This window comes from Frateuria edaphi, from assembly GCF_021117405.1.
Lineage (GTDB): Bacteria > Pseudomonadota > Gammaproteobacteria > Xanthomonadales > Rhodanobacteraceae > Frateuria_A > Frateuria_A edaphi.
In genome coordinates this window covers 3459132-3483258 of sequence record NZ_CP088251.1, presented here as the reverse complement: position 1 = coordinate 3483258, position 24127 = coordinate 3459132, and the positions used below count along the sequence as shown (strand labels likewise).

Genomic DNA, 24127 nt, shown 5'->3' with positions numbered 1-24127 from the left:
TTCTATTCCAAAACAGGTTTTGGGGAGTTTTGCATGAGCTTGCAAGTTGCCAATCGCCCGGCCATCCGCCGGACGGCCCTCGCCGTCGCCCTGAGCGTGGGCTTCGCCGGCGTTGCCTTTGCACAGGCGACCACCGGCAGCATCTTCGGTGATGCACCGGCCGCCCAGGGCGAGACCGTCCTGATCCAGAACAGCACCGGTTTCTCGCGTGAAGTCGCGGTCGACGCTTCCGGTCACTTCGTCGCCAACCAGCTGCCGCTGGGCGACTACACCGTCACCCTGCGCCAGAACGGCCAGAACGTCGATTCCCGCAAGGACGTCACCCTGCGCGTGGGTGCCGGTACGCAGGTCTCGTTCGCTGCGGCGGGCGCGGCTGATGCCCAGAACCTGTCCGCCATCACCGTCAGCGCCAACGCGCTGCCGACGATCGACGTGACCGGCGTGGACTCGCGCACCGTCATCACCGCCGAGCAGCTGGCCAAGCTGCCGCTGGCGCGCAGCGCCGAAGCGATCGCGCTGCTGGCCCCGGGCGTGGTGCAGGGCAGCTCGCTGTTCCAGGGCCCGCTGGGCGGCCAGGTGGTCTCCTTCGGCGGTTCCTCGGTCACCGAGAACGCCTACTACATCAACGGCTTCAACACGACTGATCCGCTCAGCGGCTTCGGCGGCATCAGCCTCCCGTATGGCGCGATCGACCAGCAGGAAATCCTGAGCGGCGGCTACGGTGCGGCCTACGGTCGTTCCGACGGCGGCGTGATCAGCCAGGTCGGCAAGCGCGGCACCAACGAATGGCACTTCGGCGGCCAGGTCCAGTGGACCCCGAGCCAGCTCAAGGGCGACCCGAAGAACTGGCACTACGTCAACGCCGACGGCACCGACGGTGCCCTGCGCCAGTACCGCCAGGACAACAAGACCTGGGTGACCACGGTCGACGGTTACGTCGGCGGCCCGCTGATCAAGGACAAGCTGTTCATGTTCGCCGCCGTCGAGGCGGAGCGCGAGCAGGGCAAGTCCACCGGTTCGAACGTTGCCCCGTTCACCGACCACTACCGCTACGACAACCCGAAGTGGTACGGCAAGCTGGACTGGAACATCAACGACAGCAACATCCTCGAAGTCACCGGCGCGTCGAGCAAGTCCTCGTATGAAGGCCGTTTCAACAGCTTCGATTACGACACGCTGACCGAAGGCGACTTCAACAGCAACGACACCCACACCAAGAACGGCGCGGACATGTACTCCGCCAAGTTCACCAGCTACATCACCGACGACCTGACCGTGTCGGCGATGTACGGCAAGATGAAGGGCACCTGGTACAGCAACACGCCGGATTACGATCCGACCAACCCGTACATCTTCGGTGCGCAGGACCAGAATCCGGCGATCAACGGCGGCAACCCGATCACCAACAACCAGACGGTGTCGACGATCAACCTGCCGGGTCACCGCTCGACCACCACCAACCTGCGCCTGGACGTCAGCTACCACCTCGGCGATCACACGATCACCGCCGGTATCGACAACCAGAAGCAGGCCAACATCGACGCGGGCACCAAGTTCCCCGACGCCGGCCTGGGCTATGCCTGGGAATACAACACCATGGACGGCGACGCGGACACCTACATCATCGGTGGTCCGGGCACCGCGCAGCCGGGTGCCGACTGGCGCAATTCGCCGTGGGTCGCCAACACCGGCTCGCAGCCGGGTGGTGAGAGCGGCTTCTACGTCGCCCAGTACCGCTACCACGACAACGCCTCGGTCCGCGTGGACCAGAAGGCGCAGTACATCGAGGACACCTGGCAGGTCAACGACCGCTGGATGGTCAAGATCGGCCTGCGCAACGACCAGTTCACCAACTACGGTGGCGGCGGCGACGCGTTCCTGCGGCTGACCAAGCCGCAGTGGGCGCCGCGCGTGGGCTTCAGCTGGGACGTCAACGGCGACTCCAGCTTCAAGGTCTACGGTAACGCCGGTCGTTACTACCTGGCGCTGCCGACTTCCGTCGCGCTGCGTTCGGCTGGTACCTCGCTGTACACCCGCGTGTACTACACCTACACCGGCATCGACGCCAACGGCGTCCCGACCGGCCTGACCCCGATCGACACCAGCCGTGGCGCCGGCGAGCCGCTGTCCAACAACGGCGAGTACGGTTTCCCGCGCGATCCCAAGACCGCCGCGTCGACCAACCTCAAGTCCGAGTACCAGGACGAGTACATCCTGGGCTTCGACAAGAAGCTGGGCGATTCGTGGGTGTGGGGCGCCAAGGGCACCTTCCGCAACCTGCGCAACGCGATCGACGACATCGGCGACAACGTCTCGATCATCGCCAAGATGAACGCGATGGGCATCGACCCGGCGACCTACGACGCCAGCCAGATCCCGGCCAGCTTCCTGATCAACCCGGGTTCGACCTCGAACTTCCTGGTGCCGAAGCTTGGCGGCGGCTACTACGAGGTGCCGATGACCTGGCGTGGCGACTTCGCCTTCAACACCACGATGAAGCGCAAGTACTACGGCCTGAACCTGTACCTGGAGCATCCGTTCGACGGCAAGTGGTACGGCAAGGTCGACTACCTGTTCTCGCGCAGCTACGGCAACGCCGAAGGCCAGGTCCGTACCGACATCGGCCAGACCGACGTGTCGGCCACGGTGGACTGGGATTACGCCGCGACCATGGACTACGCCAACGGCGCCCTGGCCAACGACCGTCGCCACCAGATCAAGGCGTACGGCTCCTACCAGCTGACGCCTGAGGTGATGGTGTCGGGCAACCTGGCGATCCTGTCGGGCATGCCGCGTACCTGCCTGGGTTACTACGGCGCCGACCAGACCAATCCGGGCCTGGGCTACGGTCCGTACTACCACTTCTGCGACGGCGTTCCGTCTTCGCCGGGCGACAGCCGCAACCCGTGGACCTACAACCTGAGCCTGAGCGCCGAGTACCGTCCGGAGTGGGCGGACAAGCACCTGGCCTTCAACGTGATGGTCTACAACGTGTTCGACAGCCAGAAGACCACGCAGGTCTACCCGATCTCGACGAGCGCCAGCTACAAGCGTCCGTACAGCTCGCAGACCCCGCGTTACGTCCGCTTCGGCGTGTCGTACGACTTCTGAGGTCGTAAGTAACATCCGGACTGTCCGCAGTCCGTTGCAGCACCGGGGCCGCAGGTTTACCTGCGGCCCTTTTTTTGTGCACGCAACCGGTCGCGCTTCGCCACCGGCCCCCCTTGCCGCGCGGTAGGATGAATGCCTGGACCGCCACTCGGGGACGGCGTTCGCCGCAAGCGCCATGCACGTGCAGGAACTGATCATCACCTGGGCCACGCCGGTGTTCTTCGCACTGATCGGCCTGGAACTGCTGGTGGCGCGCTGGCGTGGCCGTGCGGCCTACCGCATCGGCGACGCGATCAGCAGCATCGGCCTGGGCGTGATCTCCCAGGTCGTGGGCGTGTTCGGCAAGCTGCTCTCGATCGGCATCTACGCCTGGGTCGCCGTGCACGTCGCCCCGATTGACCTGCCCGCCGGCAACATCGCCGTGTGGCTGTTCGCGCTGCTTGCCTACGACTTTCTTTACTACTGGCTGCATCGCGCCGGCCACGAGGTGAACGTCCTCTGGGCTGCCCATGTGGTGCACCACCAGAGCGAGCACTACAACCTCTCCACCGCGTTGCGCCAGACCGGCAGCGGCGTGCTGCTGGGCTGGCTGTTCTACCTGCCGATGGCGCTGGCCGGCATCCCGACCGAAGTGTTCGTGGTGGTCGCGCTGATCGACCTGCTCTACCAGTTCTGGGTGCACACCGAACAGGTCGGCCGGCTGGGCTGGTTCGACCGCGTGTTCTGCTCGCCCTCCAACCACCGTGCGCACCACGCGGTCAATGATCGCTACCTGGACCGCAACTACGGCGGCATCCTGATCATCTGGGACCGGCTGTTCGGCACCTTCGTCGAAGAAGACGATGCGGACCCGCCGGTGTACGGCACCCGCGCCCCGCTACGCAGCTTCAATCCGTTGTGGGCGAACGCCGAGGTGTACTGGGCGGCGGCGAAGGACATGTGGCATGCGCGACGCTGGCGCGACAAGGCGCTGGTCTGGCTCAAGCCGCCAGGCTGGCGCCCGGCGGACGTGGCTGCGCGTTTCCCCAGGCCCGCGTTCGACATCCGGCGCGAGCGCTTCGATCCGCCGATGCCGCGCGCGCTGACCCTCTACTGCCTGTTGCAGTTCGCGTTGCTGCTGGGCATGGCCACGCACTTCCTTGACCTCAGCGCTCGCGCGAGCCTGTCGACGCTGCTGGCCTACGCGGCCTATCTTGTCGGCAGCCTCACCGTGCTGGGCGCACTGATGGAAGGCCGACGCGCCGCGCGCTGGATCGAAGCGGTGCGCGTGCTGGCCACGGCACTGTTGCCCTGGGCGACCGGTCGCTGGTTCGGCGTCGCGCAGTTGGACCCGCGGTTCGCGATGGCGATGATGGGGATCTTCGGCCTGGCCGCCCTGGCATTGCCCTGGCTCATTCCGACGCGTGCGCCGTCCGTCGCGGGAACGCACCCGGCGTCGGCCGCGAAAGGCCCCTCGGTGGGAATCCACTGACCCCAGACCCGACCGATCCATTGCGAGAGCGCCCCGCGACCGCGTGGGCAGGAAGGCCATCGCGGAGGGCGGCAGGCGGTCGCGCCCGAAGGCGTGCGTGAGGTGATCAAGCATCGCTGTAGCTGATGCCCGCACACCGCCATCTCCCGACAGAGATCTTCCAGACGGAACGATGGATGCCAACAGCCGAACACGGCTTGCGGCCACGTGCAACCCCCAAGCTATGATGCCCGCTTGTTTTCAAGGGGATATCCGATGGGCTTTCTTGCCAAGCTGGTGCGTCACAAGTCAGTCGAACAGCTGCAGTCCGAAGCAGGCGGCTCGAAGGATTTCCGTCGCGTACTGGGGCTTTGGCAGCTCACCGCGATCGGTATCGGCGCCATCATCGGCGTGGGCGTGTTCGTGCTGGCGGGACAGCAAGCCGCGGTCAACGCCGGTCCGGCGGTGATCCTTTCCTTCATCGTCGCGGGCCTGGGCAGCTGCTGCGCCGCGCTCGCGTACGCTGAGTTCTCCGGCATGATCCCGGTCACCGGCAGCGCCTACACCTACGGCTACGCGGTGCTGGGCGAACTGTTCGCCTGGATCATCGGCTGGGACCTGCTGATCGAGTACGCGCTGATCGTGGGCGTGGTGGCGATCGGCTGGTCCGGTTACGTGCAGGCGCTGATCGAGCAGGTCTTCCACGTACAGCTGCCGGTGTGGGCGCAGGGCGCCTACGACCCGCTGCATCCGGACAACGGCCGCGTGTTCAACGTGATCGCCGCGGCCATCTCGCTGCTGATCGCGGTGATGCTCATGGTCAAGACCGAATGGGGCGCACGCTTCAATACGGCGGTGGTGGTGATCAAGGTGCTCGGCGTGGCGCTGGTGATCGGCGTCGGCGCGTTTTTCGTCGATACCGCCAACTGGCACCCGTTCATCCCGCCGGTGGTCACTGACGCGGCTGGCAGCCATTTCGGCTGGGGCGGCGTACTGGCCGCGTCCAGCGTGGTGTTCTTCGCGGTGTTCGGTTACGACACCCTGACCACCGCGGCCGAGGAGGCGAAGAACCCGCAGCGCGACCTGCCGCGCGCCGTGCTGCTGTCGCTGGCCGTGTCGATGGCGCTGTATCTGGCGGTTTCGCTGGTCCTCACCGGCATGGTGCCGTACGCGCAGCTCAACTCGCCGGCGCCAGTGGATGCGGCGTTCAAGGCATTGGGGCTGGACTGGGTGCGCGGCATCATTTCGGTGGCGGCGATCGCCGGCATCACCAGCGTCATGTTCGCCTTCATGCTCGGTGCCGCGCGCATCTGGTTCGCCCTGTCGCGTGACGGACTGCTGCCGAAGTGGTTTTCGCAAATCCACCCCAAATATGGCACGCCCGCGCGCCCGACCATGATCCTGGGCGTGTTCACCGCGCTGGTCGCCGGTTTCCTGCCGATCGGCGAAGTGGCCGAGCTGGTCAACATCGGCACGCTTTCGGCATTCATCGTGATCTGCGCGTCGGTGCTCATCCTGCGCGTGCGCAAACCTTACCTCGAGCGCAGCTTCCGCACGCCGGCGCTGTGGCTGATCGCGCCGGCCGGCATGTTGTTCTCGCTGTTCCTGATCGTCGGCTGGCCCTGGATCACCGACGGCCGCCTGCACTTCCTCGGTGGGCTGCCGGCCATCACGATCTGGCGCTTCGTGGCGTGGATGGTCCTTGGCCTGGCGATCTACCTCTTTTACGGCGCGCGGCACAGCAACCTGGAGCGGCAGGAGCGGTAGCGGAGTCGTCGCGACGGTGCGGCCGCAGGATGGGCTTCGGCCCACCCCGCTGCCAGGCGGCGATGGTGGGCCAACCCTCTGCGGAATGTCTGGCCTGCCGCTGCACGCGACAGTGGACCCGTCCGGCGTGACCTCTGGCAGGGGGAGGGGCGTGACCTTCGTCCTACCATCGGATGACTGTCATGTCGGCTATCGGGCGGTGTCTCTACCCCGGCCTGGCAGGTGACGGCGCGGCGTGCGCGCCGCCGATGCTCGCCAGGGGAAGCGAAAGTGAAAGACGTTCGATCGAAGTTGCTGGTGGTCGCGCTGGGTGCGGCCTTCTCGATGGCTGCGCAGGCGGGCCACGCGCCGGCGCAGGACGTGCCCTATCCGGGCATGCTCACGCTGAAGGTGGACCTCACCGACGCGCCGAAGAAGATTTTCCGCGTGCACGAAACCATTCCGGCCAAGCCGGGTGCGTTCACGCTGTACTACCCGCAGTGGATTCCCGGGGAGCATTCGCCCTCCGGCCCGATCGACAACCTCGCGGGTTTGATCATCACCGCCAACGGCAAGCGCGTACCGTGGCGCCGCGACCTGCGCGACATGTACTCGCTGCACATGACCGTGCCCGAGGGCGCCAGCGCGCTTGAGCTCGAGTTCCAGTTCCTCTCCCCGGGCGAAGGCGGCATGTTCGGCGCGAGCGCCTCGTCCACGCCGAACCTGGTCGACGTGGAGTTCAACCAGGTCGCCTTCTATCCGGCGGGCTACTACACGCGGCAGATCCAGATCAAGCCGACCGTGACGCTGCCCATGGGCTGGCAGTTCGCCACCGCGATGGACGTGCAGGCGCGCAACGGCGCGAGCACCACGTTCAAGCCGGTCAGCTTCAACAACTTCGTCGACTCGCCGCTGATCGCCGGCGAGCATTTCAACCGCGTGGACCTTGACCCCAAGGGCGACGTCCCCGTGCACTTGAACGTGGTGGCCGACGAGGCGGACCAGGTCAAGCTCACCGACGCACAGCTCAAGCAGCATCGCGAGCTCGTCGACCAGGCGGGCCTGCTGTTCGGCGCGCACCACTACCAGCACTACGACTTCCTGCTTACGCTGTCCGACCACACCGGCCACTTCGGCCTGGAGCACCACCAGTCCAGCGACGACCGCCTGCCGGCGGACATGCTGACGGACGACAAGTCCTACGCGCTGATGGCCAGCCTGATGCCGCACGAGTACGTGCATTCCTGGTGCGGCAAATTCCGCCGACCGGCCAAGCTGTGGGCGCCGGACTTCAACACGGTCGAGGAAGACGACCTGCTGTGGGTCTACGAAGGCCTCACCGACTACTGGGCCGGCGTGCTGACCACCCGTTCGGGCATGTGGACGGCCGAGCAGTACCGCGACTCGATGGCCGACATCGCCGCCGCCATGTCCGCGCGCACCGGCCGCGCCTGGCGCTCGCTGCAGGACACCGCCGACGCCGCGCCGCTGACCTATTACGGCGGTGGCGGCTGGGGCAACTACCGCCGCGGCACCGACTTCTACCCGGAAGGCCAGCTCCTGTGGCTGGACGTCGACACGCAGATCCGCGAGCTCTCCCGCGGCAAGCACTCGCTGGACGATTTCGCCCGCGCCTTCTTCGGCATGGACAACGGCAGCTACGTGACGAAGACCTACACCTTCGACGACGTGGTGAACACCCTCAACCAGGTGCAGCCGTACGACTGGAAAACCTTCCTGCGCACGCGCCTGGACTACACCGGCGACCAGTTGCCCGAGCACGGCATCGAGCGCGGCGGCTGGAAGCTGGTCTACACCGACGCGCCCAACGCCGAAACCAAGGCCGCCGAGTCGCTGCGCCACAACGTCAACCTGGCTTATTCGCTGGGCCTATCCGCGTCCAAGAGCGGCAACATCTACGACGTGCAGTGGGATGGCCCTGCGTTCAAGGCCGGCCTGGTGCCGGGCCTGGACATCGTCGCGGTCAACGGCAAGGACTACTCGCCCGACGCGCTGAAGGACGCGGTCAAGGCAGCGAAGACCAGCAAGGCGCCGGTCGAACTGCTGGTCAAGAACGTGGACGTCTATACCACCGTCAAGGTGGACTACCACGGTGGCCTGAAATACCCGCACCTGGTCCGCGCCGACGGCAAGGACCTGCTGACCGTGATCACCACCCCGCGCAAGTAACCCATCCACCCTCACCGTTCGCCCGAGCGCAGGCCCGCAGGGCCGAAGCCGAAGGAGCGGCACGCGGCGATCACTTGCCGCGCCGCGCCCGGAACGAACGGCGAGCTTCGAGCGCCACCACCGGAGAGCCCCTTCCGTGAAAACCAAACCCCTTGCATCCGCCCTGCTGCTCGCCGGCTTCGCGCTGGTCGCCGCGCCCGCCTTCGCCGACGTGCCGGCGATCGGCGACGCACCCTTCAACGGCACCCTCAAGATCGCCGTCGACGCCACCGACCTCGCCCACCGCGTGTTCCGTGTCAACGAGACGATCCCCGCACAAGCCGGCCCGCTGACCCTGCTGTTCCCGCAGTGGATCCCCGGCCACCATTCGCCGACCGGCCCGATCGACAAGTTCGCCGGCCTGGTCATCAAGGCCAACGGCAAGGTGCTGCCGTGGACCCGCGACCCGCTCAACGTCTACGCCTTCCATGTCGACGTGCCGCAGGGCGCCACGGAGGTGCAGGCCTACTTCGAGTTCCTCTCGCCGCAGGACCCGCGCCAGGGCCGCGTCGTGATGACGCCGGAAATGCTCAACCTGCAGTGGGATGCGATGAGCCTGTACCCGGCCGGCTACAACATCCGCAAGATCAGCGCGCAGGGCAGCGTCACCTACCCGGCGGGCTGGAAGGCCGGCACCGCGCTGGAAGTGGCCTCCACCAGTGGCGACACCGTCACCTACAAGCCGCTGACCTACAACGCGCTGGTCGATTCGCCGATCTACGCCGGCAAGTACTTCAAGCGCGTCGATCTCGATCCGGGCGCCAAGACGCCGGTGTTCATGAACTTCGTCGCCGACGATCCGAAATACCTCGAGATGAAGCCCGAGCAGATCAAGCCGCACCGCGAGCTGGTCCAGCAGATGTACAAGCTCTACGGCGCGCACCACTACGACCACTACGACTTCCTGGTCTCGCTCAGCGACAAGATGAGCGGCAACGGCCTGGAGCACCACCGCTCCAGCGAAGACGGCGTGGGCGCCGACTACTTCACCGAATGGGACAAGAACGTCTACGCGCGCGACCTGTTCTCGCACGAGTTCAACCATTCCTGGGACGGCAAATACCGCCGCGGCGCGGATCTGACCACGCCCAACTTCAACGTGCCGATGAGCGACACGTTGCTGTGGGTGTACGAGGGCCAGACCCAGTTCTGGGGCAACGTCATCGCCGCCCGCGCGGGGCTCTGGAACAAGGACGAGACGCTGGACATGTTCGCTCTCGTCGCCGCCACCTACGACCAGGGCCGCCCGGGCCTGGCCAGCTGGCGCAACGTGCAGGACACCACCAACGACCCGACCATCGCCCAGCGCCGCCCGCTGCCCTACCGCAATTACCAGGCGTCCGAGGACTACTACTCGGCCGGCGCAATGATCTGGCTGGACGTCGACGGCAAGCTGCGTGAGCTCACCCGCGGCAAGAAGAAGATCGACGACTTCGCGCGCGCCTTCTTCGGCATGAACAACGGCGACTGGAGCGTCAATACCTACACCTTCGAAGACGTGGTGAAGACGCTCAACGACATCGCGCCGTATGACTGGACGAGCTACCTGCGCACCCGCCTGGACGGCCATGGTCCGCTGATCGGCGGCATCGCCTCGCACGGCTGGAAACTGGTCTACACCGACAAGCCGTCCAAGGCGGTCAAGGCGATGGAATCGCGCCGCCACGCGGCCGACCTGACCTACTCGCTGGGCCTGTCGCTCGGCAAGGACGGCTCCATCGGCGACGTGCTGTGGGACAGCCCCGCGTTCAAGGCCGGCCTCTCGCCCGCGATGACCATCGTCGCGGTCAACGGCAAGGAGTACTCCGCCGACGCCGTCAAGGACGCGGTCAGCGCCGCGGCGAAGAACAAGAGCCAGCCGGTCGAACTGCTGGTAAAGAACTTCGACGAATACAAGACCGTCCGCATCGACTACCACGGCGGCCTCAAGTACCCGCACCTGGTTCGCGACGACAGCAAGCCGGACACCCTGTCCGACCTGATCAAGCCGCTGTAAGCGCACGCCGCTCCCTCTCCCTTCGGGGGAGAGGGTTGGGGTGAGGGGCCAAGCTTGCCCAAGGCCCCTCCATGCCGAAACCAAAAGCCCCTCTCCCTCTCGGAGGGGCAGGGGGAGCGTGAGGCGGTACCCCGACTCCGCGCTCCGCCCATCCTTGCCAGGTCGATCCGTACCGCTGCGACGGGGCGAAGGAACGGCATGAACCTCCCCACCCAACTCCGCTATACTGCCGGTCCGCCGAGGATCGAGCTCCGATCCCGCGCACCCCGCAACACCACGCGCCTGTAGCTCAGCCGGATAGAGTAGTGGCTTCCGAAGCCATTGGTCGGGGGTTCGAATCCCTCCAGGCGCGCCATCTGCCATAGGTCATCGCCTCATCCGTTCCGGATGTAGCGCGGTGGCTCGCAAGCGGCGCAAGCCGTTTCCCAGCAAGCCTCAGGCCCTGTCGAATACTCGGCAGGGCCTTTGAGCTTTGGCGGCTCGCGTCAGGAGCCCCCGGAATTGATCCATGGCCCACGGGACGAAATCTTGCGTAAGAGGCCGTTCGGGACACAAGCGGGACATTCCCGGGCGAGATGCATCCTGTTGATTGTGGTCGGTGACCAATGGCCCACGGGACAGATCACCTCGTGAAGAGGCGGTCCGCGTCGGTTGCTTTGTCTGGCGACTTTCTTTTTGACGTGAATCCAGTCCCGCGTAAGACGGGGGGATCACGCGAACTCGCGAACCCAAGGTAGACGCCAAGCCTCTCCCGGCCCTACTGCGATGCGTCCTTTCTCAAGATCAAACGGCACTACCCTCAGATGCAGCTCTTGGGAGTAAGTGAAGATCGGCAAGGGAAGGTCGAAGCGGGTCGTCATGGGATAGATCAGCAGCATCTGTCCTGCGGCAGGCAGGTAACGGTGGCCATACGCAAACAGCTGGTAAAAGTCGGACTGACTGAGTCTGTACTTCTCCTTGGTGTTGCCCAAAGACTGATCGAGCAGCTTCCATTTCGTGTCCAGAACCCAGGTTTGCTCGCCCTGTTTGATGAGGAAGTCGGGTTTGAGCTGGAACCAGTTCTGACTGTTGTGCCGGCACAGATACCCACTGGATGCCTGCGTCTTGAGCGTCGCGTCCGGCGGCAGGGTCTTGCGCAGGCAGGCTTCCACGTAGCGTTCAAAAATCTTTTCCATCGGGAAAAGCAAGCTGGTGCCATGCCACCCGCCCAATACCGATAACGGGGTGTGCTCGCCAAGAATCAGCGCGCACCATGGGCGTGCTGGCTGGTAGTGCGCCAGCAACCGATCAGTGCGCCAACGACGGAAGTCGTCGTTGACGTTTCGGCTGCGGGGTACCGGTGCGAGGAAAGTCGCCAGCTCGTGCGCCAGGCGCCAATTGCCGGCGTCGCGGGTAAGCCGGCAGACGCGATCCAGCGCCGAGCACAGCAACCGGTTCTCGGGGCGGTCGGCGTCGAATACGTCGTGCTCGATCTGAAACAGGTGGTCACGTCCCGGCGGCTGGCGGAGTTGGCGTGGTAGGTCCAGCCGCCCGCGCAGAAAGCGCTGCTCCTCCTGCACGCGGTGGTAGTCGAAGCGCAGGCCGCGCTTGACCAGCCGGTCCAGCGAATGCAGGAACTGGCCCATTACCCATTCGGTGAGTGGCGCGTCGAAGGTCTGGATGTCGGTCGGCGACGTCTCACGGGTAGGTACATCGAGGCAACGAGCCAGCATCTTGCGCAGCAACCTGCGGGCCGCCTCGCGGTTGTCCCCGTGTTCCGCTGTCTTCGGGAGGATTTCGATGCGCGTGCCGCAAGGGGTCTCAATCACGCCAACGTAGCTGTCCAGCCGCAACCAGCGGCGATCGTCCACCTGTACCAGCGCAGCGCCCGACCTCTGCAGTCGAGCGCTTTCCCTGCACAGCCAGTCGAAGGCCGATTCCGGTACGCGGGCCACGTCGAGCGACGCATCGGTAACGGCGGACGTGGTTAGCCGAGCGTATTCCCTGACGACGACGTGCTCTCGCACCTGCTCAGCCCTTGACGCCACCGAGAATGCCCAGATAGCTCTGCGGCTTGTCGAAGGCTTCTTCGTCCAATCGCCACGCTTTGGCGTCCGGTACCAACTCCCCGGTGTCGCCAAACAACGAGTCCATGGGATACCCGGCGGGCACGACGAAACGGAATCCCTTCTCCTTGCGATGGTCGTTCAGTACCCACGCGATGCGCTGCCAGTCCTCGAAGAAGTACTCCTGAAGCAGCGGGATGACCTGTTGTCGGAAGATGCTCGACAGCCTCGACAAGTCGTTGCTGTTCTCGAGCGACATGAAATAGGCATGCCCGAGCTGGTGATCGCGATCGAGCAGGATCTCGATGCGGCGGTTCATCGTCTCGAGGACAGCCGACACGTCGATCCCGGCCACCTTGATGCCGGTCAGCTTGTCCGGCCTGGGCGGCATTTCCACGAAGACGAAGCGTCGACGAAGCGCTATGTCGAGGCCCGCCAGCGAACGGTCTGCCGTATTCATGGTGCCGATCAGGTACACGTTATCCGGCACGCTGAATGGATCTTTCGAATAGGGCAGCAAGACCTCCAGCGCCTCGGCAGCACCTGCGCGCTTGGAGGGTTCGATCAGCGTAATCAGCTCGCCGAAGATTCGCGAGACATTGCCTCGGTTGATCTCGTCGATGATCAATACACGTGGATGATCGGCAAACGCCGCGCTGTCCTCCGCCTTCAGCAGTGCCCGCAGCTTGTCGTGGTTGATGGAGCCCCGGTGCAGTTCATAGGTCGTCTTTTGTTGGAAGCGTTTCTCCATCAACGCGCCGTAGGGTAGGCCGGGCTTATAGGCGCGAAGCCAGCGTACGGTCCGCGCCTGAGAGTAGTTGTCATCTTCACGAGCGACCACCTGATAGTCGCCGGTAATTTCGCCTATGGCGCGGAGCTTCAAGTTGCCTTCGCTCACGACAACGAGGTCGCCCTTCTTCATCTGGCGGACAAACGTGTTGATGGCCGTGATTGGGTAATCGCCAAGCGAAAGCGGTTCACCGGAGGCGGCAAACACCCTCTGGATATCTTCGCGGGATTGGCACTTAGAGAAGTCTGCATTGTTGCCAAAGCCCATCAGGGCAAGGCCTTTCTCCATGCACTCTTCGTAGATGTGTCCCTCGGTGTTGGCGTCGCCCAACGACAACTTCCAGATGCGCCGTTCCGAAAGTTCCAGTGGGGCGTCCTCGCTCTTGCGTACCAGCCGCGTACGGGCGGACGCACAAAGCTCTTTGAAGACGCCGTCTTCCACGTCATAGCGAATCTGCCTGGTATCCGGATCAGAGCTGGCGCTCAGGCCCTCGACGAAGTTCTCGTAGCTGAAGCTCTGGTGGAACGTCACGAACTGCACAAGCCCCTCGTTTGCCAGTTCGTCGTAGCGCTGCTTGAGTTCCTTGCGGCGCTCGTCGCTTTCGTCGTAGCCCAACCGCAATAGGAATGAAGGGTCGAGGATTTCCAGGGCCTTCTCGATGGCCTGGTAGGTCTTTCCCGTTCCCGGCGGTCCAAAAAGGATCTGGTTCAAAGGAGGCCGCTCGGTCGTGGTCTCTTTCGCCGAGGTAGGGGTGGAGGTTGCTGCGACCGGTACCACCGGCCCGGCTGTATGGTTCGCCACCTTTGAAAACAACTGGTACGTCCCATCGCCGTCCTGAATAATGGTGATGACGTCACCTGCGGCTGCACCAATGTCCTTGAAGTAGCTGCCTAATCGATGGCGCAGTCGACCACTGCCGGGCCCTACAACGCGTATGTCGGTGTCGAACTCAAGCCCGGAGTCAGTGCGGAAATGTGCCGTGTCGGCGGCGTCCGCTGGCGTCTTGCCGCCGTACATGGTCTCGGGGAAGGGAGCGGATATGAGATTGACAGCGAGGTAGCCGTTCTTGATGGCCCCCTCGCTCAGCCTCACGACAAACGGTGTGTTGGCCACCCAGTCTTTCCAGAGCCGTTCGCTGAACGCGAAGATGCTCTCGTCCGCCTGGCGCAACTTCGCTAGCGATCGGTAGAGGTCACTTTGAGCGGTCGTGCTATCCGACGCGGGTAGGCCGAGAAAGTGCAGAAGAGGCTTGCGTACGTATACGCAGGGAATGCTCGGGTTCTGCAGCGGCTGATAGTGAAAGGCAACTTTCCAGCGATAGGCCGCGCCGAGCGGGCTGCTGTCGATCTCGTCGAGGCGGCCATCACGAGCAGCCTCGGCCACGGCGACCACGTGGCCACGGATCGCCTGAAATGCCTCTTCGGGCGACTTGCCGAATCGGCGGTACCAGCCGTAGTGCTCGTCGTAAGCCAGCGAGGTGTCACCCTCGCGCGCCACGGTGTCCTTGCGGGAGAAGATCCCGAACTTGAACGCGGAGCCCCCGGCGATGCTGCCGTAATCGATCAACCGGAACTCCAGCCAATAGACGAAGCAGTCCTTGTCACCCGCCGTGGTGTACTCGGCCAGAGTCATGGTGCGGAGCCGTTCGAGCGGCCAAACCTGGAGAAATTCGCGCCACAACGTGTCGTCCGTGCTGAAGGCCATGGGTCAAAGCTCCATCGTGGTTTGTTGCATCGTGCGAGGCGGGTGGCCGAGCGGGATCACGTCGTTCTGACGCATCCACCCCAGCCATTTGTGCAGCTCGGCTGGCGCGAAGCGCCGCTTGCTGGCGTGCCAGTGCTCGCGTACCTCTTTGACGATCCAGTCGTCATCCGGGGTGTGGCCATCGATTAGGACGTCGTTCCAGGCGGCAAAAAGCGTGGCGATGATCTCGACCTGCTCGGTCGTCAAACCGCCCATGAGATCGATCAGCCGATCCATCTCCTCGCGCGAAGGTCCAAGCACGGCGGCGCCTTCTTCGACCAAAGCCTCGAGAGCCTTGCCGGGCACGTAGCTCACCTTCTCCTTGCCGGAGGGAAGCTTTTCGACGTTGTGGGTGTACCAGCCAGCGGCCTCCGCCTGCTTCTCCAACTCGTAGATGCCGGTATCCAGTGGGCCGGCTGCTTCGCGCATGTAGCGGCCTCCCAGCTTCAGGCCGAGGCGCGACTCGGCCAGATAGAGGTGCTTCATGTGCGCCGTACGGCCGAAGTTCCGCCTGTGGGCGAGACGCGAGACCACGTAGCCACTCACGGCGGCGCGTGGATGTTCGCTACTTGCTGTGGGAGCGGGAGCAAGCGCCTCATGCAGCAACGCTTCGAGCAACTGGCTGCGGGCGGCTTCGCCGGTGGTGAGGCTGGCTTCCAGTTGGTCGCACAGCGCCATCAGCTCGTCGAGCTTGGCGACGATACGGCGTTGCTCCTCTAGAGGAGGGACTGGCATAAGCAGTGTTTCAACGCCACCCACGCGGAGATGCTGAACCGTTGCTCCGATAGGCTTGTCTTGAACCCGATCCATCAGTCGCTGGTCTTGGAGTGAATAGAGAATGAAGCGCGGATCCATCAAGTCGTCTGGCAAGCGAGCAAGCATCATTCGCTGGCCGAGACATATTCTTTCGCCCGGAGGAATCAGGCAGACCTCGCCCATGGGGGCCTCCCGGGTTATCAACACGTCGCCTGGTTCGGGTGTGCACCTGGCGCTCCACTCCTCGTATGTACGCTGGTCAACATACCTCTGGTCGATGTTGTTCATCTGGCCATCGCGCACGTTCGTTGTTCGGATCAAGCGAATGCCGGATTTCGCGTAAGGCGCAGTCTTGTTCTTGCAGTCAACGACAAGGATCGAGCACTGCATCAATGTCGCCCATGTCCAACCAGCGGGAGGCGGAGCTAGCTGATCCGGCACACGTTGCGTTTGCGACTTTTTAAGTTGGGCACGAGCTTCAACTTCATTCGGATAGCCCCCTTCAAGCTTCTTGGATCGAAGTGAGGCAATTTTTTTCAGCAAGGATGTTGCCGGCTCGTTCGAAGGGTCTTGCGGTACGAGCTTGCCGCGGACGGCGAGGTTGAGGATGGTTTGGCGAAGTTGCTTGATCTGGTCAGGGCGGGCGGTGAGGGCCGGGAGGGCGTCGAGGGCGAAGCGGGCGTCGGTGGGGAAGGTGTCCGGATCGGGCGCGTTCAGGCGGGCCAGGCTTGCCGCGGCCAGCCGGTCGCGCGTGGCCTCGCGCTGCGCCCGCGCCGCTTCCAGCTGGTCGCACAGCGCCATCAGCTCGTCGACCTGCTTCTGGGTCGAGCGGTCGACAAGTGGCACAGGGACTTCAGCTATTTTCCCGATGCTTAGCGAGACATTTGCTGTACCGATCATGCGCGAGACGAGTAGTTCATCCTTGAAAGTCGTCAGATATTCGTAGAGAAAGCGAGCCGATAGCTTTTGCGGATCGTGAGGGAAGATCGCCGCAAGAATGGTGCCTAACGCGAACCGCCCCTCTTGATAGTGAAGGCGGTGCAAGCTTGCCCTGCCATGTCCTGTGGAAGACACCAGCGGCACGATTGCAGCGGCACCGTCGAAGTCATAGTGATCGCTCGTCATCCGTTCGGCAGCGGTGACGACCATCGGGTACGGTCCGGGTGGCGCTCCTCTGATGCCGGTGCGCCCCTTTTCAATCGTTGCCACTGAGCCCAGACGAATGAAGCGACTGGGTTCGTCAAAGCCCTCTGGGAGATCGTCTTGATTGATCGTGACGACCGATTTCTTTCGGCGTGGTGATCCTCCCGCCGCCAGGACGAAAGCGCCTGACCGATCTACATCTACTACTTGTGCGGAACCGATCGCGCGATCGAAGTTCGTCAGCTTTCCCGAGATCGCGAGTGCGATGATGACCTTGCGCACCTGCTGAATCTGCGCAGGTCCATCGCCGGCATGAGCTAGAGCAGCAAGAAAGCCTTCGCTATTCATCGCGCCAGCGCCTCGGCCAGGATCACCTTCAGCTGCTCGCGCAACCGCGCCGCCTCGGCTTCCGCCGCATCCAGTTCGGCCAGCAGGGCTTTCGGGTTGCCGTGATCTTCGGCCTCGGTGTGCGGATTCTTGATATCGAGGTTGTAGCCGCGAGCCTTCACCTCGTCCGCTGTGACCTTCCATGCCTGGGGTGTTTCCACGCGGCCTTCGTGACTCGCTCCGCCCCACCAGTCGACGCAATCCTGCAGGTGCTCGACCCTGATCGGCCGAGTCATGGAGTAGGCCTTCTGGCCTTCGGGCACGCGGTGCTCGTAGTACCAGATGTCCTGCGTGGGGCTGCCCTTTTCGAAGAACAGCAGGTTGGTGCCAATGCTGGCGTAGGGTTTGAACACGCTGTTGGGTAGCCGCACGATCGTATGCAGGTTGCACTCTTCCAGCAGATGTTCCTTGAGCCGCGTTTTCACGCCCTCGCCGAACAGCGAGCCGTCCGGCAGCACGATGGCGGCGCGGCCGCCGGGCTTGAGCAGGCGGATGAACAGCGCCAGGAACAGGTCGGCGGTTTCCTTGGTGCGGAAGTGCGCGGGGAAATTGGATTCGATGCCGTCCTCTTCCTTGCCGCCGAACGGCGGGTTGGCGAGGATGATGTCGACGCGCTCTTTCTGCTCCCAGCTGATGTAGGGCCGGGCCAGGGTGTTGTCGTGCTGCACAAAGCTGGGGTCTTCGATGCCGTGCAGCAGCATGTTGGTGACGCACAGCATGTGCGGCAGCGGCTTTTTTTCCACCGCGCGCAGGCCCGCTTGCAGGGCCTTTTCGTCAGCCACGGATTTCACGTAGCGGTCGCGCATGTGGCGAATGGCGCAGGTGAGAAAGCCGCCCGTGCCGCAGGCGGGATCAAACAGCTTTTCGCCGGGATGCGGGTCGATGCGGTCGACCATGAAGGCAGTGACCGCGCGCGGCGTGTAGTACTCGCCGGCGTTGCCCGCGTTCTGCAGATCGTTGAGCAGCTGCTCGTAGACCTCGCCGAAGTGCTTGCGCTCGGCCAGATCGTTGAAGTCTACGGTGTTGATCTTGTTGATCACCTGACGCATCAGGTGGCCGGACTTCATGTAATTGTAGGCGTCCTCGAATAGGCTGCGGATGACGCGGGCGCGGTTGGCCTGCTTGCCCAGCGCGGGCAGCTCCTTGAGCGCGGGAAACAGGTCGTCGTTGACGAAGGCCATCAGCGTGTCGCCGGTGTCGCCCTCGGGATCGGCGGCCCAGCTGCGCCATTGCAGGCGCGGCGGAATGGGTGAGGTGAAGCCGTCCTGCATCAGCTCTAGCTGCTGATCCTGGTCGTCGATGATCTTGAGGAAAAACATCCAGCAAAGTTGGGAGAGGCGCTGGGCGTCGCCATCGACGCCGACATCCTGGCGCATGAGGTCCTGGATGGATTTGACGGTGGTGCGGGCTGACATGGGTTAAGCGGATTCCTGCTGGGTTTCGCTGGCGTAGAGGGCGTTCTGCAGCTCGTGCACGGCGCGTTCGAAGCCGGCCTTGCTGCCGAAGGGTTTGATCAGCTGGATGGGCGTGCCCATTGCGTTGAAGGGCGGGATCTCCAGCACCCGCACATTGTCTAGATCGGTGACCACGCCCTCATCGCGATACTTGGCGAGCAGCGCTTCCAGCACGGCGCGCGCCTGCGGGCCGTACTTGGTGAACACGTCGCGCTTGGTCACGTTGTCGGCGCGCTCGCGGCGGCTGAGCGGCGGCTGGTCGAAAGCGATGTGGCAGATCAGATCGAACGGATCCAGATCCTTGCCGACTTCTTCCTGCAGCGGCTCCAGCAGCAGACCCTCCTCGGCCAGCTCGGCAATCACCGACTCCTTGCGCTCGGCTTGGCGCCAGCGGCGCAGGAAGGCGTCGAGGCTGGTGAAGTGCCGACGGATGGCATTGCGGCTGTAATCGCGCAACGACTCGGTGACCAGCTTGCCGGATTCGTCGAGGTATTCGACGCGCTCCAGCACCACGGTGACCGGGCGCTGCTTGACGTAGTACTTGCGCGGCTGGCCGTCATCCACGCCGGGTGGCGGGATTGCCGGTGGCGGGCGGTCGACGATGGTTTCCTCGTCGGTGGGCTCGGGTGGCAAGGGCGTGCCGTCGTCATCGTGCGGAATGTCGTCCGGCGGCACCGGCGGATCGTATTCGGCGGGCTGGTAGATCTGCACCGGCTCGCCATCGAAGTCGGGATCGGCGAAGTGGTTGGTGGCCTTTCGGAAGTCCACCAGGGTGAAGTAGTACTTGTGGGTGTCCTCGTGCACGCGGGTGCCGCGCCCGACGATCTGCTTGAACTCCGTCATGGAGCCGACCTCGCGGTCCAGAACGATCAGGCGGCAGGTCTGCGCATCCACGCCGGTGGAGAGCAGGCGCGAGGTGGTGACGATGACCGGGTAGATGGACTCCGGGTCGATGAAGTTGCCGAGCTGGGCGGTGCCTTCGCTGTCGTCCCCGGTGATGCGCATGACATAGCGGGCGTTCTGCTGCACCAGATCGGCGTTCTCGTTGATCAGCGCCTGGCGCATGCGCGCGGCGTGCTCGGTGTCGACGCAGAACACGATGGTTTTCTGGAAGCGGTCGCCGCTCTGCTTGAGGTAGTCGGAGATCCACTTTGCCACGCGCTGGGTGCGCTCGTCGATCACCAGCGTGCGGTCGAAGTCCTTCTCGTTGTAGAGCCGGTCGTCAATGAGATAACCGTGCTTGTCGGTCTCGCCCGATTTGGGCCGGTAGCCCTGCACGTCGACATTCAGGTGCACCTTGATGACCTTGTACGGCGCCAGGAAGCCGTCGCTGATGCCTTGCTTGAGCGAGTAGGTGTAAACCGGCTCGCCGAAGTAGTGGATGTTGGAGACGTACTCGGTTTCCTTCGGTGTGGCGGTCAGGCCGATCTGAGTGGCGTTGCCGAAGTACTCCAGAATCTCGCGCCAGGCGGAATCCTCGGCGGCGCTGCCGCGGTGGCACTCGTCGATGACGATCAGGTCGAAGAAGTCCGAGGAGAACTCGCGGAACAGCTTTTGCTGTTCTTCCGGTCCGGTGATGGCTTGGTACAAGCCCAAATAGATTTCGTAGGCGGGATCGATGCGGCGCTTCTTGTCCAGCGCCAGGGTGAGCTCGACCTCACTGCCGTCCGCGCGCTCAATGGTCTTGCTGGCGGTGCTCAGCTTGGCCATCGCCGGCCCGAACGGGCGGAAGTCGTTGACCATGGTCTGATCGATCAGCACGTTGCGGTCGGCCAGGAACAGGATGCGTTTCTTCTGCCCGGCTTTCCACAGCCGCCAGATGATTTGGAAGGCGGTATAGGTCTTGCCGGTTCCGGTTGCCATGACCAGCAGGATTCGTCTCTGCCCCTTGGCGATGGCTTCGACGGCCGCGTTGATGGCATTGCGCTGGTAGTAGCGCGGCTCCTTGCCGCTGCCGTCTTCGTAATACGCCTGCAGGACGGTGCTCTCCTCGTCCGGGGCGAGTCCTTTCCAGGCGCAGTAACGATTCCACAGTTCGGTGGGGCTCGGAAAGTCGCCTAGCGCCAACGACCTTTCGGGCTGTGCCGATGCGCCACTGCGATCGTGAAACACGAACCCCTTGCCGTTCGACGAGAACACATAGGGAATGTCCAGCGTTTCGGCGTAGCCCAAGGCCTGCTGCATGCCGTCACCGACGGCGTGAACGTGATCCTTGGCCTCAATAAGCGCCAATGGCAGGTGCTTGTAATAGAGGACGTAATCGGCCCGCTTGGCCTTGCCGCGGGTAACCAGCCGGCCCCGTACGATGATGCGGCCCTTGGTGAAGCTGACTTCTTCGCGGATCTGCGTCTGCACGTCCCACCCGGCACTGACCAGCGCCGGGGTAATGAGCTTGGTACAAACGTCGCGCTCGCTGAGCTTCGTCCCTGTAACCACAGATGGCCCCCTGTCTGATCGCCCCAAGTGGAGGCAGATCGCCTCTAAGCTTAGCAAAGGGCCTGCGCCATACCGGGACAGCTGGGTTTCAAGCGCTGACGGAAATCGATACGCCTCGACCTAGAGATATATGACCGCCCCCGATCGAAGCGACGGCTTTGCTCCCGCCGTTTGCATTGAGTCTTTGAGCATTTGTTGAGCCCAATAGCAGAGATATCAACGTATGTCGTGGCTCCCCATCCCGAATGAGGCGCGACTCATACCACTTGCATGACTCTCTCAGCGATGTGCCGGAGGCAACTTCGCAGCGGCCAAGCATGACCACGGCATCGGCCAGTGTGTCCTGGAGGCCATGTCGGGTGTGGTAGTGGTACCGGGAGGTGGCAAAGGGTTTCCATCCCCCTGTGTGGGACACGCCAGCGCCAACGTTGGAGGCGGTCACCTTCGCCCGGTGTTTGCGCAGCCTCGAAAGAAACGTTTCACCCACCGCCAGACCAACGTAAACGGCGGGTTCGGGAACACTGAATCCAAGGATGTAAATCCCACGCTCACCCGCCTCGAGGCTATGCCAACGCTCCTTTGGCACTAACGCTCGGCCTACCGACCCAAAAGATGATGGTCGGCGCTCTGGTTGGTTCCCTTGGTAGCGGCCTGGCTCCCAGGTGGTGTCATCGAGAGGGATGTCAAAAAGATCTGGGAGCGCCAGAGGCTGCGTAAGGCGGAGTAGCGGGAAGGACAGCTGCCCTATGGTCACGGAGGACTGCTCTCCGTCCTACTCGAGGCTACTGAGGGCTCAGGTGGAACGTAGGTCAGCAAATCACCTGGCTGACAGTCGAAGTATCGACATAGCTTGTCGATGACCTCCGTGCCGATGTTGGCCCCTGGCTGGTTGGCCATCTTGGACAACGTGGCTCGGTGGACGCCCGTGGCTTCCGCGACCTCGGTGAGCGATACCACGCGGCGTTCTTTGAACGCCTTGTCCGCGATGAGCTCAGCTAGCCGAAACCGGATCATGAATGCATCCTGAATCACGTCGCCTAAAAGCGACAAACGGTGTTTACAAGCAGCACCCGTCGACTATTATCGGCAACAAGCGTCGCTTAACGACGACGCCTGTCGACCACAGTCAACGGGAGAACCAACGTGCAAACTTACCTGACCACCGAGCAGCTGGCTACTCGGATCCAGTACGACCCGCGAACCATACGTAACCGCCTCAAGGACACCGTGCTCCTGGAGGGCGTGCACTACTTCCGACCCTTTGGCGGAAGGAAGATCCTCTACATCTGGGAGCACATTGAGCGGGACATGCTCCGTCGCGCCGAAGAGCGCGACATCTCCATCCCGATGGCTTCGGGCGCCCTCTGCCATGGGTAGTGTGCGGTTTCGCCCCGATACCAAGCGCCTCTACTTCGATTTCCTTTACCGCGGTGTCCGCTGCCGCGAGTACGCGGCGCTCCCCGATACGCCCTCGAACCGGCGGCAGATGGAGAAGGTCCTCGCCCGGATTGAAGCGGAGATCAGCTCGGGCACGTTCGATTACGCCCGAACCTTTCCCGGCAGCAAGAAGGCGCAGGAATTCGCCGACGCTGCGCCCTCGGCTAAGCACGCGGTCCCGCGGCGGCAAATCGGCCATCTCCCGAAGTTCAGGGAGTTCTCCGAACAGTGGTTCGCTGAGCACAGCCTGGAGTGGCGCCACACCCACAAGCTGGCGGTCGAATCCATCTTCAAGACGCACCTGATGCCGGCCTTTGGTGAGCTCCACCTGGATCAGATCGATCGTGCAAAGGTCATGGACTTCCGTCGCAAGCTGGCCGATCCGGAGCAGAAGCACGGGCGGCGCCGTGGCGTGCTCGCCCCGGCCACCATTAATCGCATCGTGGGCATGCTGCGCATGGTGATGACCGAGGCGGGTCTACGCTTCGGACTCGACAACCCGTGCGCGGAGATCCGTCGGCTCAAGCTCAAGCGCACGGATATCCAGCCCTTTTCGCTGGAGGACATTAACCGAATGCTTGCCGCGGTGCGCCCGGACTACAAGCCCTACCTGATGTTCCGCTTCTTCACCGGCGTGCGGTCGGCCGAGGCCAACGGCCTGAAGTGGAAGTACGTGGACTTCGCCCGTGGCCAAGTCCTGATCCGCGAGACCTATCAGGATGGCCGCACCGAGTACACCAAGACGGACGGCTCGCAACGGGACCTGCAGGTCAGCGCTCCTGTGATCGAGGCACTTAAAGCCATGCGGCCGGAAGGTTACGACGGCGATCCTGCTGCCTACGCGGAGGCCTACGTGTTTCCCACGCGGTCAGGCCGGCCGGTGGACACCACCAATTTCGTCTACCGCGTGTGGAAGCCCTTGCTGGAACGGCTGGAGATCCCCTACCGGCGACCGTACGAAATGCGCCATACGTGCGCCACGTTGTGGCTCGCGGCCGGCGAGGCTCCGGAATGGATCGCGCGCCAGCTCGGCCACACGACAACCGAGATGCTGTTCCGAACCTATTCGCGCTATGTGCCTAACCTGGTGCGCCGCGACGGCACCGCGTTCGATCGGCTGATCGCCGGCGCCATCCATGGTGGCGTAAGCAGCCACGGCCATAAGGAGGTGACCCAATGAGGCATCTTCATCTGGTCCACTCCGAGGCGCTGAAGGAAGGCAGGCAAGGCATGAAGTCGGGCTGTCGAATCGCCGAGCTGAAGGACTTCGCCGTCGTACCCCGAGGCTCTCAACGCTAGGTGCCTGAGTCTTCGGCTGCTCGCCTTGGGGCGCTCAGCGCGTTTGATCGCTGGCAACCTTTTCAGTTCCGCGTGCTGCCAAGGCGCTGTCACGCATAGACCGTT

Annotated in this window: 13 protein-coding genes and 1 tRNA gene; 8 read left to right on the top strand and 6 right to left on the bottom strand. The window is 63.7% G+C overall.

Annotation, left to right across the window (positions count from 1 at the left end; translation table 11 throughout):
• Nucleotides 1-33: 33 nt before the first annotated feature.
• The 6 genes from LQ772_RS16105 to LQ772_RS16080 all read left to right on the top strand — a co-directional run bounded on the left by LQ772_RS16105 (nt 34) and on the right by LQ772_RS16080 (nt 10887).
• Nucleotides 34-3111, top strand: a complete 3078-nt coding sequence (locus tag LQ772_RS16105) for an outer membrane beta-barrel protein (RefSeq protein WP_231322293.1) — start codon at nt 34-36, stop codon at nt 3109-3111.
• A gap of 175 nt (nt 3112-3286) precedes the next feature.
• Nucleotides 3287-4582: a sterol desaturase family protein gene (locus LQ772_RS16100; protein WP_231322291.1), complete on the top strand. Its 1296-nt coding sequence runs from the start codon at nt 3287-3289 to the stop codon at nt 4580-4582.
• A gap of 255 nt (nt 4583-4837) precedes the next feature.
• Nucleotides 4838-6328, top strand: a complete 1491-nt coding sequence (locus tag LQ772_RS16095) for an amino acid permease (protein WP_231322289.1) — start codon at nt 4838-4840, stop codon at nt 6326-6328.
• 270 nt (nt 6329-6598) lie between these two features.
• The gene (locus LQ772_RS16090; RefSeq protein ID WP_231322287.1) at nt 6599-8497 is read left to right on the top strand and encodes a M61 family metallopeptidase; all 1899 of its coding nucleotides are present in this window, start codon (nt 6599-6601) and stop codon (nt 8495-8497) included.
• A 136-nt stretch (nt 8498-8633) separates the two neighbouring features.
• Nucleotides 8634-10532 carry a M61 family metallopeptidase gene (locus LQ772_RS16085; protein WP_425600812.1) on the top strand — a complete coding sequence of 633 codons (1899 nt, stop codon included), beginning with the start codon at nt 8634-8636 and terminating at the stop codon, nt 10530-10532.
• A 278-nt stretch (nt 10533-10810) separates the two neighbouring features.
• Nucleotides 10811-10887 (top strand) — tRNA-Arg (locus tag LQ772_RS16080).
• A gap of 355 nt (nt 10888-11242) precedes the next feature.
• Here the strand turns inward: LQ772_RS16080 and LQ772_RS16075 are convergent.
• From LQ772_RS16075 to LQ772_RS16050, 6 genes are all read right to left on the bottom strand, one after another.
• Entirely contained in the window at nt 11243-12538 is a 1296-nt protein-coding gene (locus tag LQ772_RS16075) for an McrC family protein (RefSeq protein ID WP_231322284.1), read from the bottom strand.
• Between the two features lie 4 nt (nt 12539-12542).
• Nucleotides 12543-15071, bottom strand: a complete 2529-nt coding sequence (locus tag LQ772_RS16070; RefSeq protein ID WP_231322282.1) for an AAA family ATPase — start codon at nt 15069-15071, stop codon at nt 12543-12545.
• Nucleotides 15072-15074: 3 nt separating this feature from the next.
• A complete protein-coding gene (locus LQ772_RS16065) occupies nt 15075-17357 on the bottom strand; it encodes a restriction endonuclease subunit S (RefSeq protein ID WP_231322280.1) in 2283 nt (760 codons plus the stop codon).
• The gene (locus tag LQ772_RS16060; protein WP_231322277.1) at nt 17354-18811 is read right to left on the bottom strand and encodes a type I restriction-modification system subunit M; all 1458 of its coding nucleotides are present in this window, start codon (nt 18809-18811) and stop codon (nt 17354-17356) included. The genes LQ772_RS16065 and LQ772_RS16060 overlap by 4 nt, the downstream gene beginning before the upstream one ends.
• Before the next feature lie 3 nt (nt 18812-18814).
• Nucleotides 18815-21286, bottom strand: a complete 2472-nt coding sequence (hsdR, locus tag LQ772_RS16055) for an EcoAI/FtnUII family type I restriction enzme subunit R (protein ID WP_231322274.1) — start codon at nt 21284-21286, stop codon at nt 18815-18817.
• A gap of 750 nt (nt 21287-22036) precedes the next feature.
• Nucleotides 22037-22300 carry a helix-turn-helix domain-containing protein gene (locus LQ772_RS16050; protein ID WP_231322272.1) on the bottom strand — a complete coding sequence of 88 codons (264 nt, stop codon included), beginning with the start codon at nt 22298-22300 and terminating at the stop codon, nt 22037-22039.
• Between the two features lie 129 nt (nt 22301-22429).
• Here LQ772_RS16050 and LQ772_RS16045 point away from each other — a divergent pair, with 129 nt between their 5' ends.
• Nucleotides 22430-22663, top strand: coding sequence for a hypothetical protein (locus LQ772_RS16045; protein ID WP_231322270.1), 234 nt, complete (start codon nt 22430-22432; stop codon nt 22661-22663).
• Entirely contained in the window at nt 22656-23903 is a 1248-nt protein-coding gene (locus LQ772_RS16040) for a site-specific integrase (protein ID WP_231326081.1), read from the top strand. The genes LQ772_RS16045 and LQ772_RS16040 overlap by 8 nt, the downstream gene beginning before the upstream one ends.
• Nucleotides 23904-24127 lie beyond the last annotated feature (224 nt).

Coding starts and splice junctions, on each gene's coding strand:
- LQ772_RS16105 (WP_231322293.1), top strand. CDS start 34: ATGAGCTTGCAAGTTGCCAATCGCCCGGCCATCCGCCGGACGGCCCTC.
- LQ772_RS16100 (WP_231322291.1), top strand. CDS start 3,287: ATGCACGTGCAGGAACTGATCATCACCTGGGCCACGCCGGTGTTCTTC.
- LQ772_RS16095 (WP_231322289.1), top strand. CDS start 4,838: ATGGGCTTTCTTGCCAAGCTGGTGCGTCACAAGTCAGTCGAACAGCTG.
- LQ772_RS16070 (WP_231322282.1), bottom strand. CDS start 15,071: ATGGCCTTCAGCACGGACGACACGTTGTGGCGCGAATTTCTCCAGGTT.
- LQ772_RS16065 (WP_231322280.1), bottom strand. CDS start 17,357: ATGAATAGCGAAGGCTTTCTTGCTGCTCTAGCTCATGCCGGCGATGGA.
- LQ772_RS16060 (WP_231322277.1), bottom strand. CDS start 18,811: ATGTCAGCCCGCACCACCGTCAAATCCATCCAGGACCTCATGCGCCAG.
- LQ772_RS16050 (WP_231322272.1), bottom strand. CDS start 22,300: ATGATCCGGTTTCGGCTAGCTGAGCTCATCGCGGACAAGGCGTTCAAA.
- LQ772_RS16040 (WP_231326081.1), top strand. CDS start 22,656: ATGGGTAGTGTGCGGTTTCGCCCCGATACCAAGCGCCTCTACTTCGAT.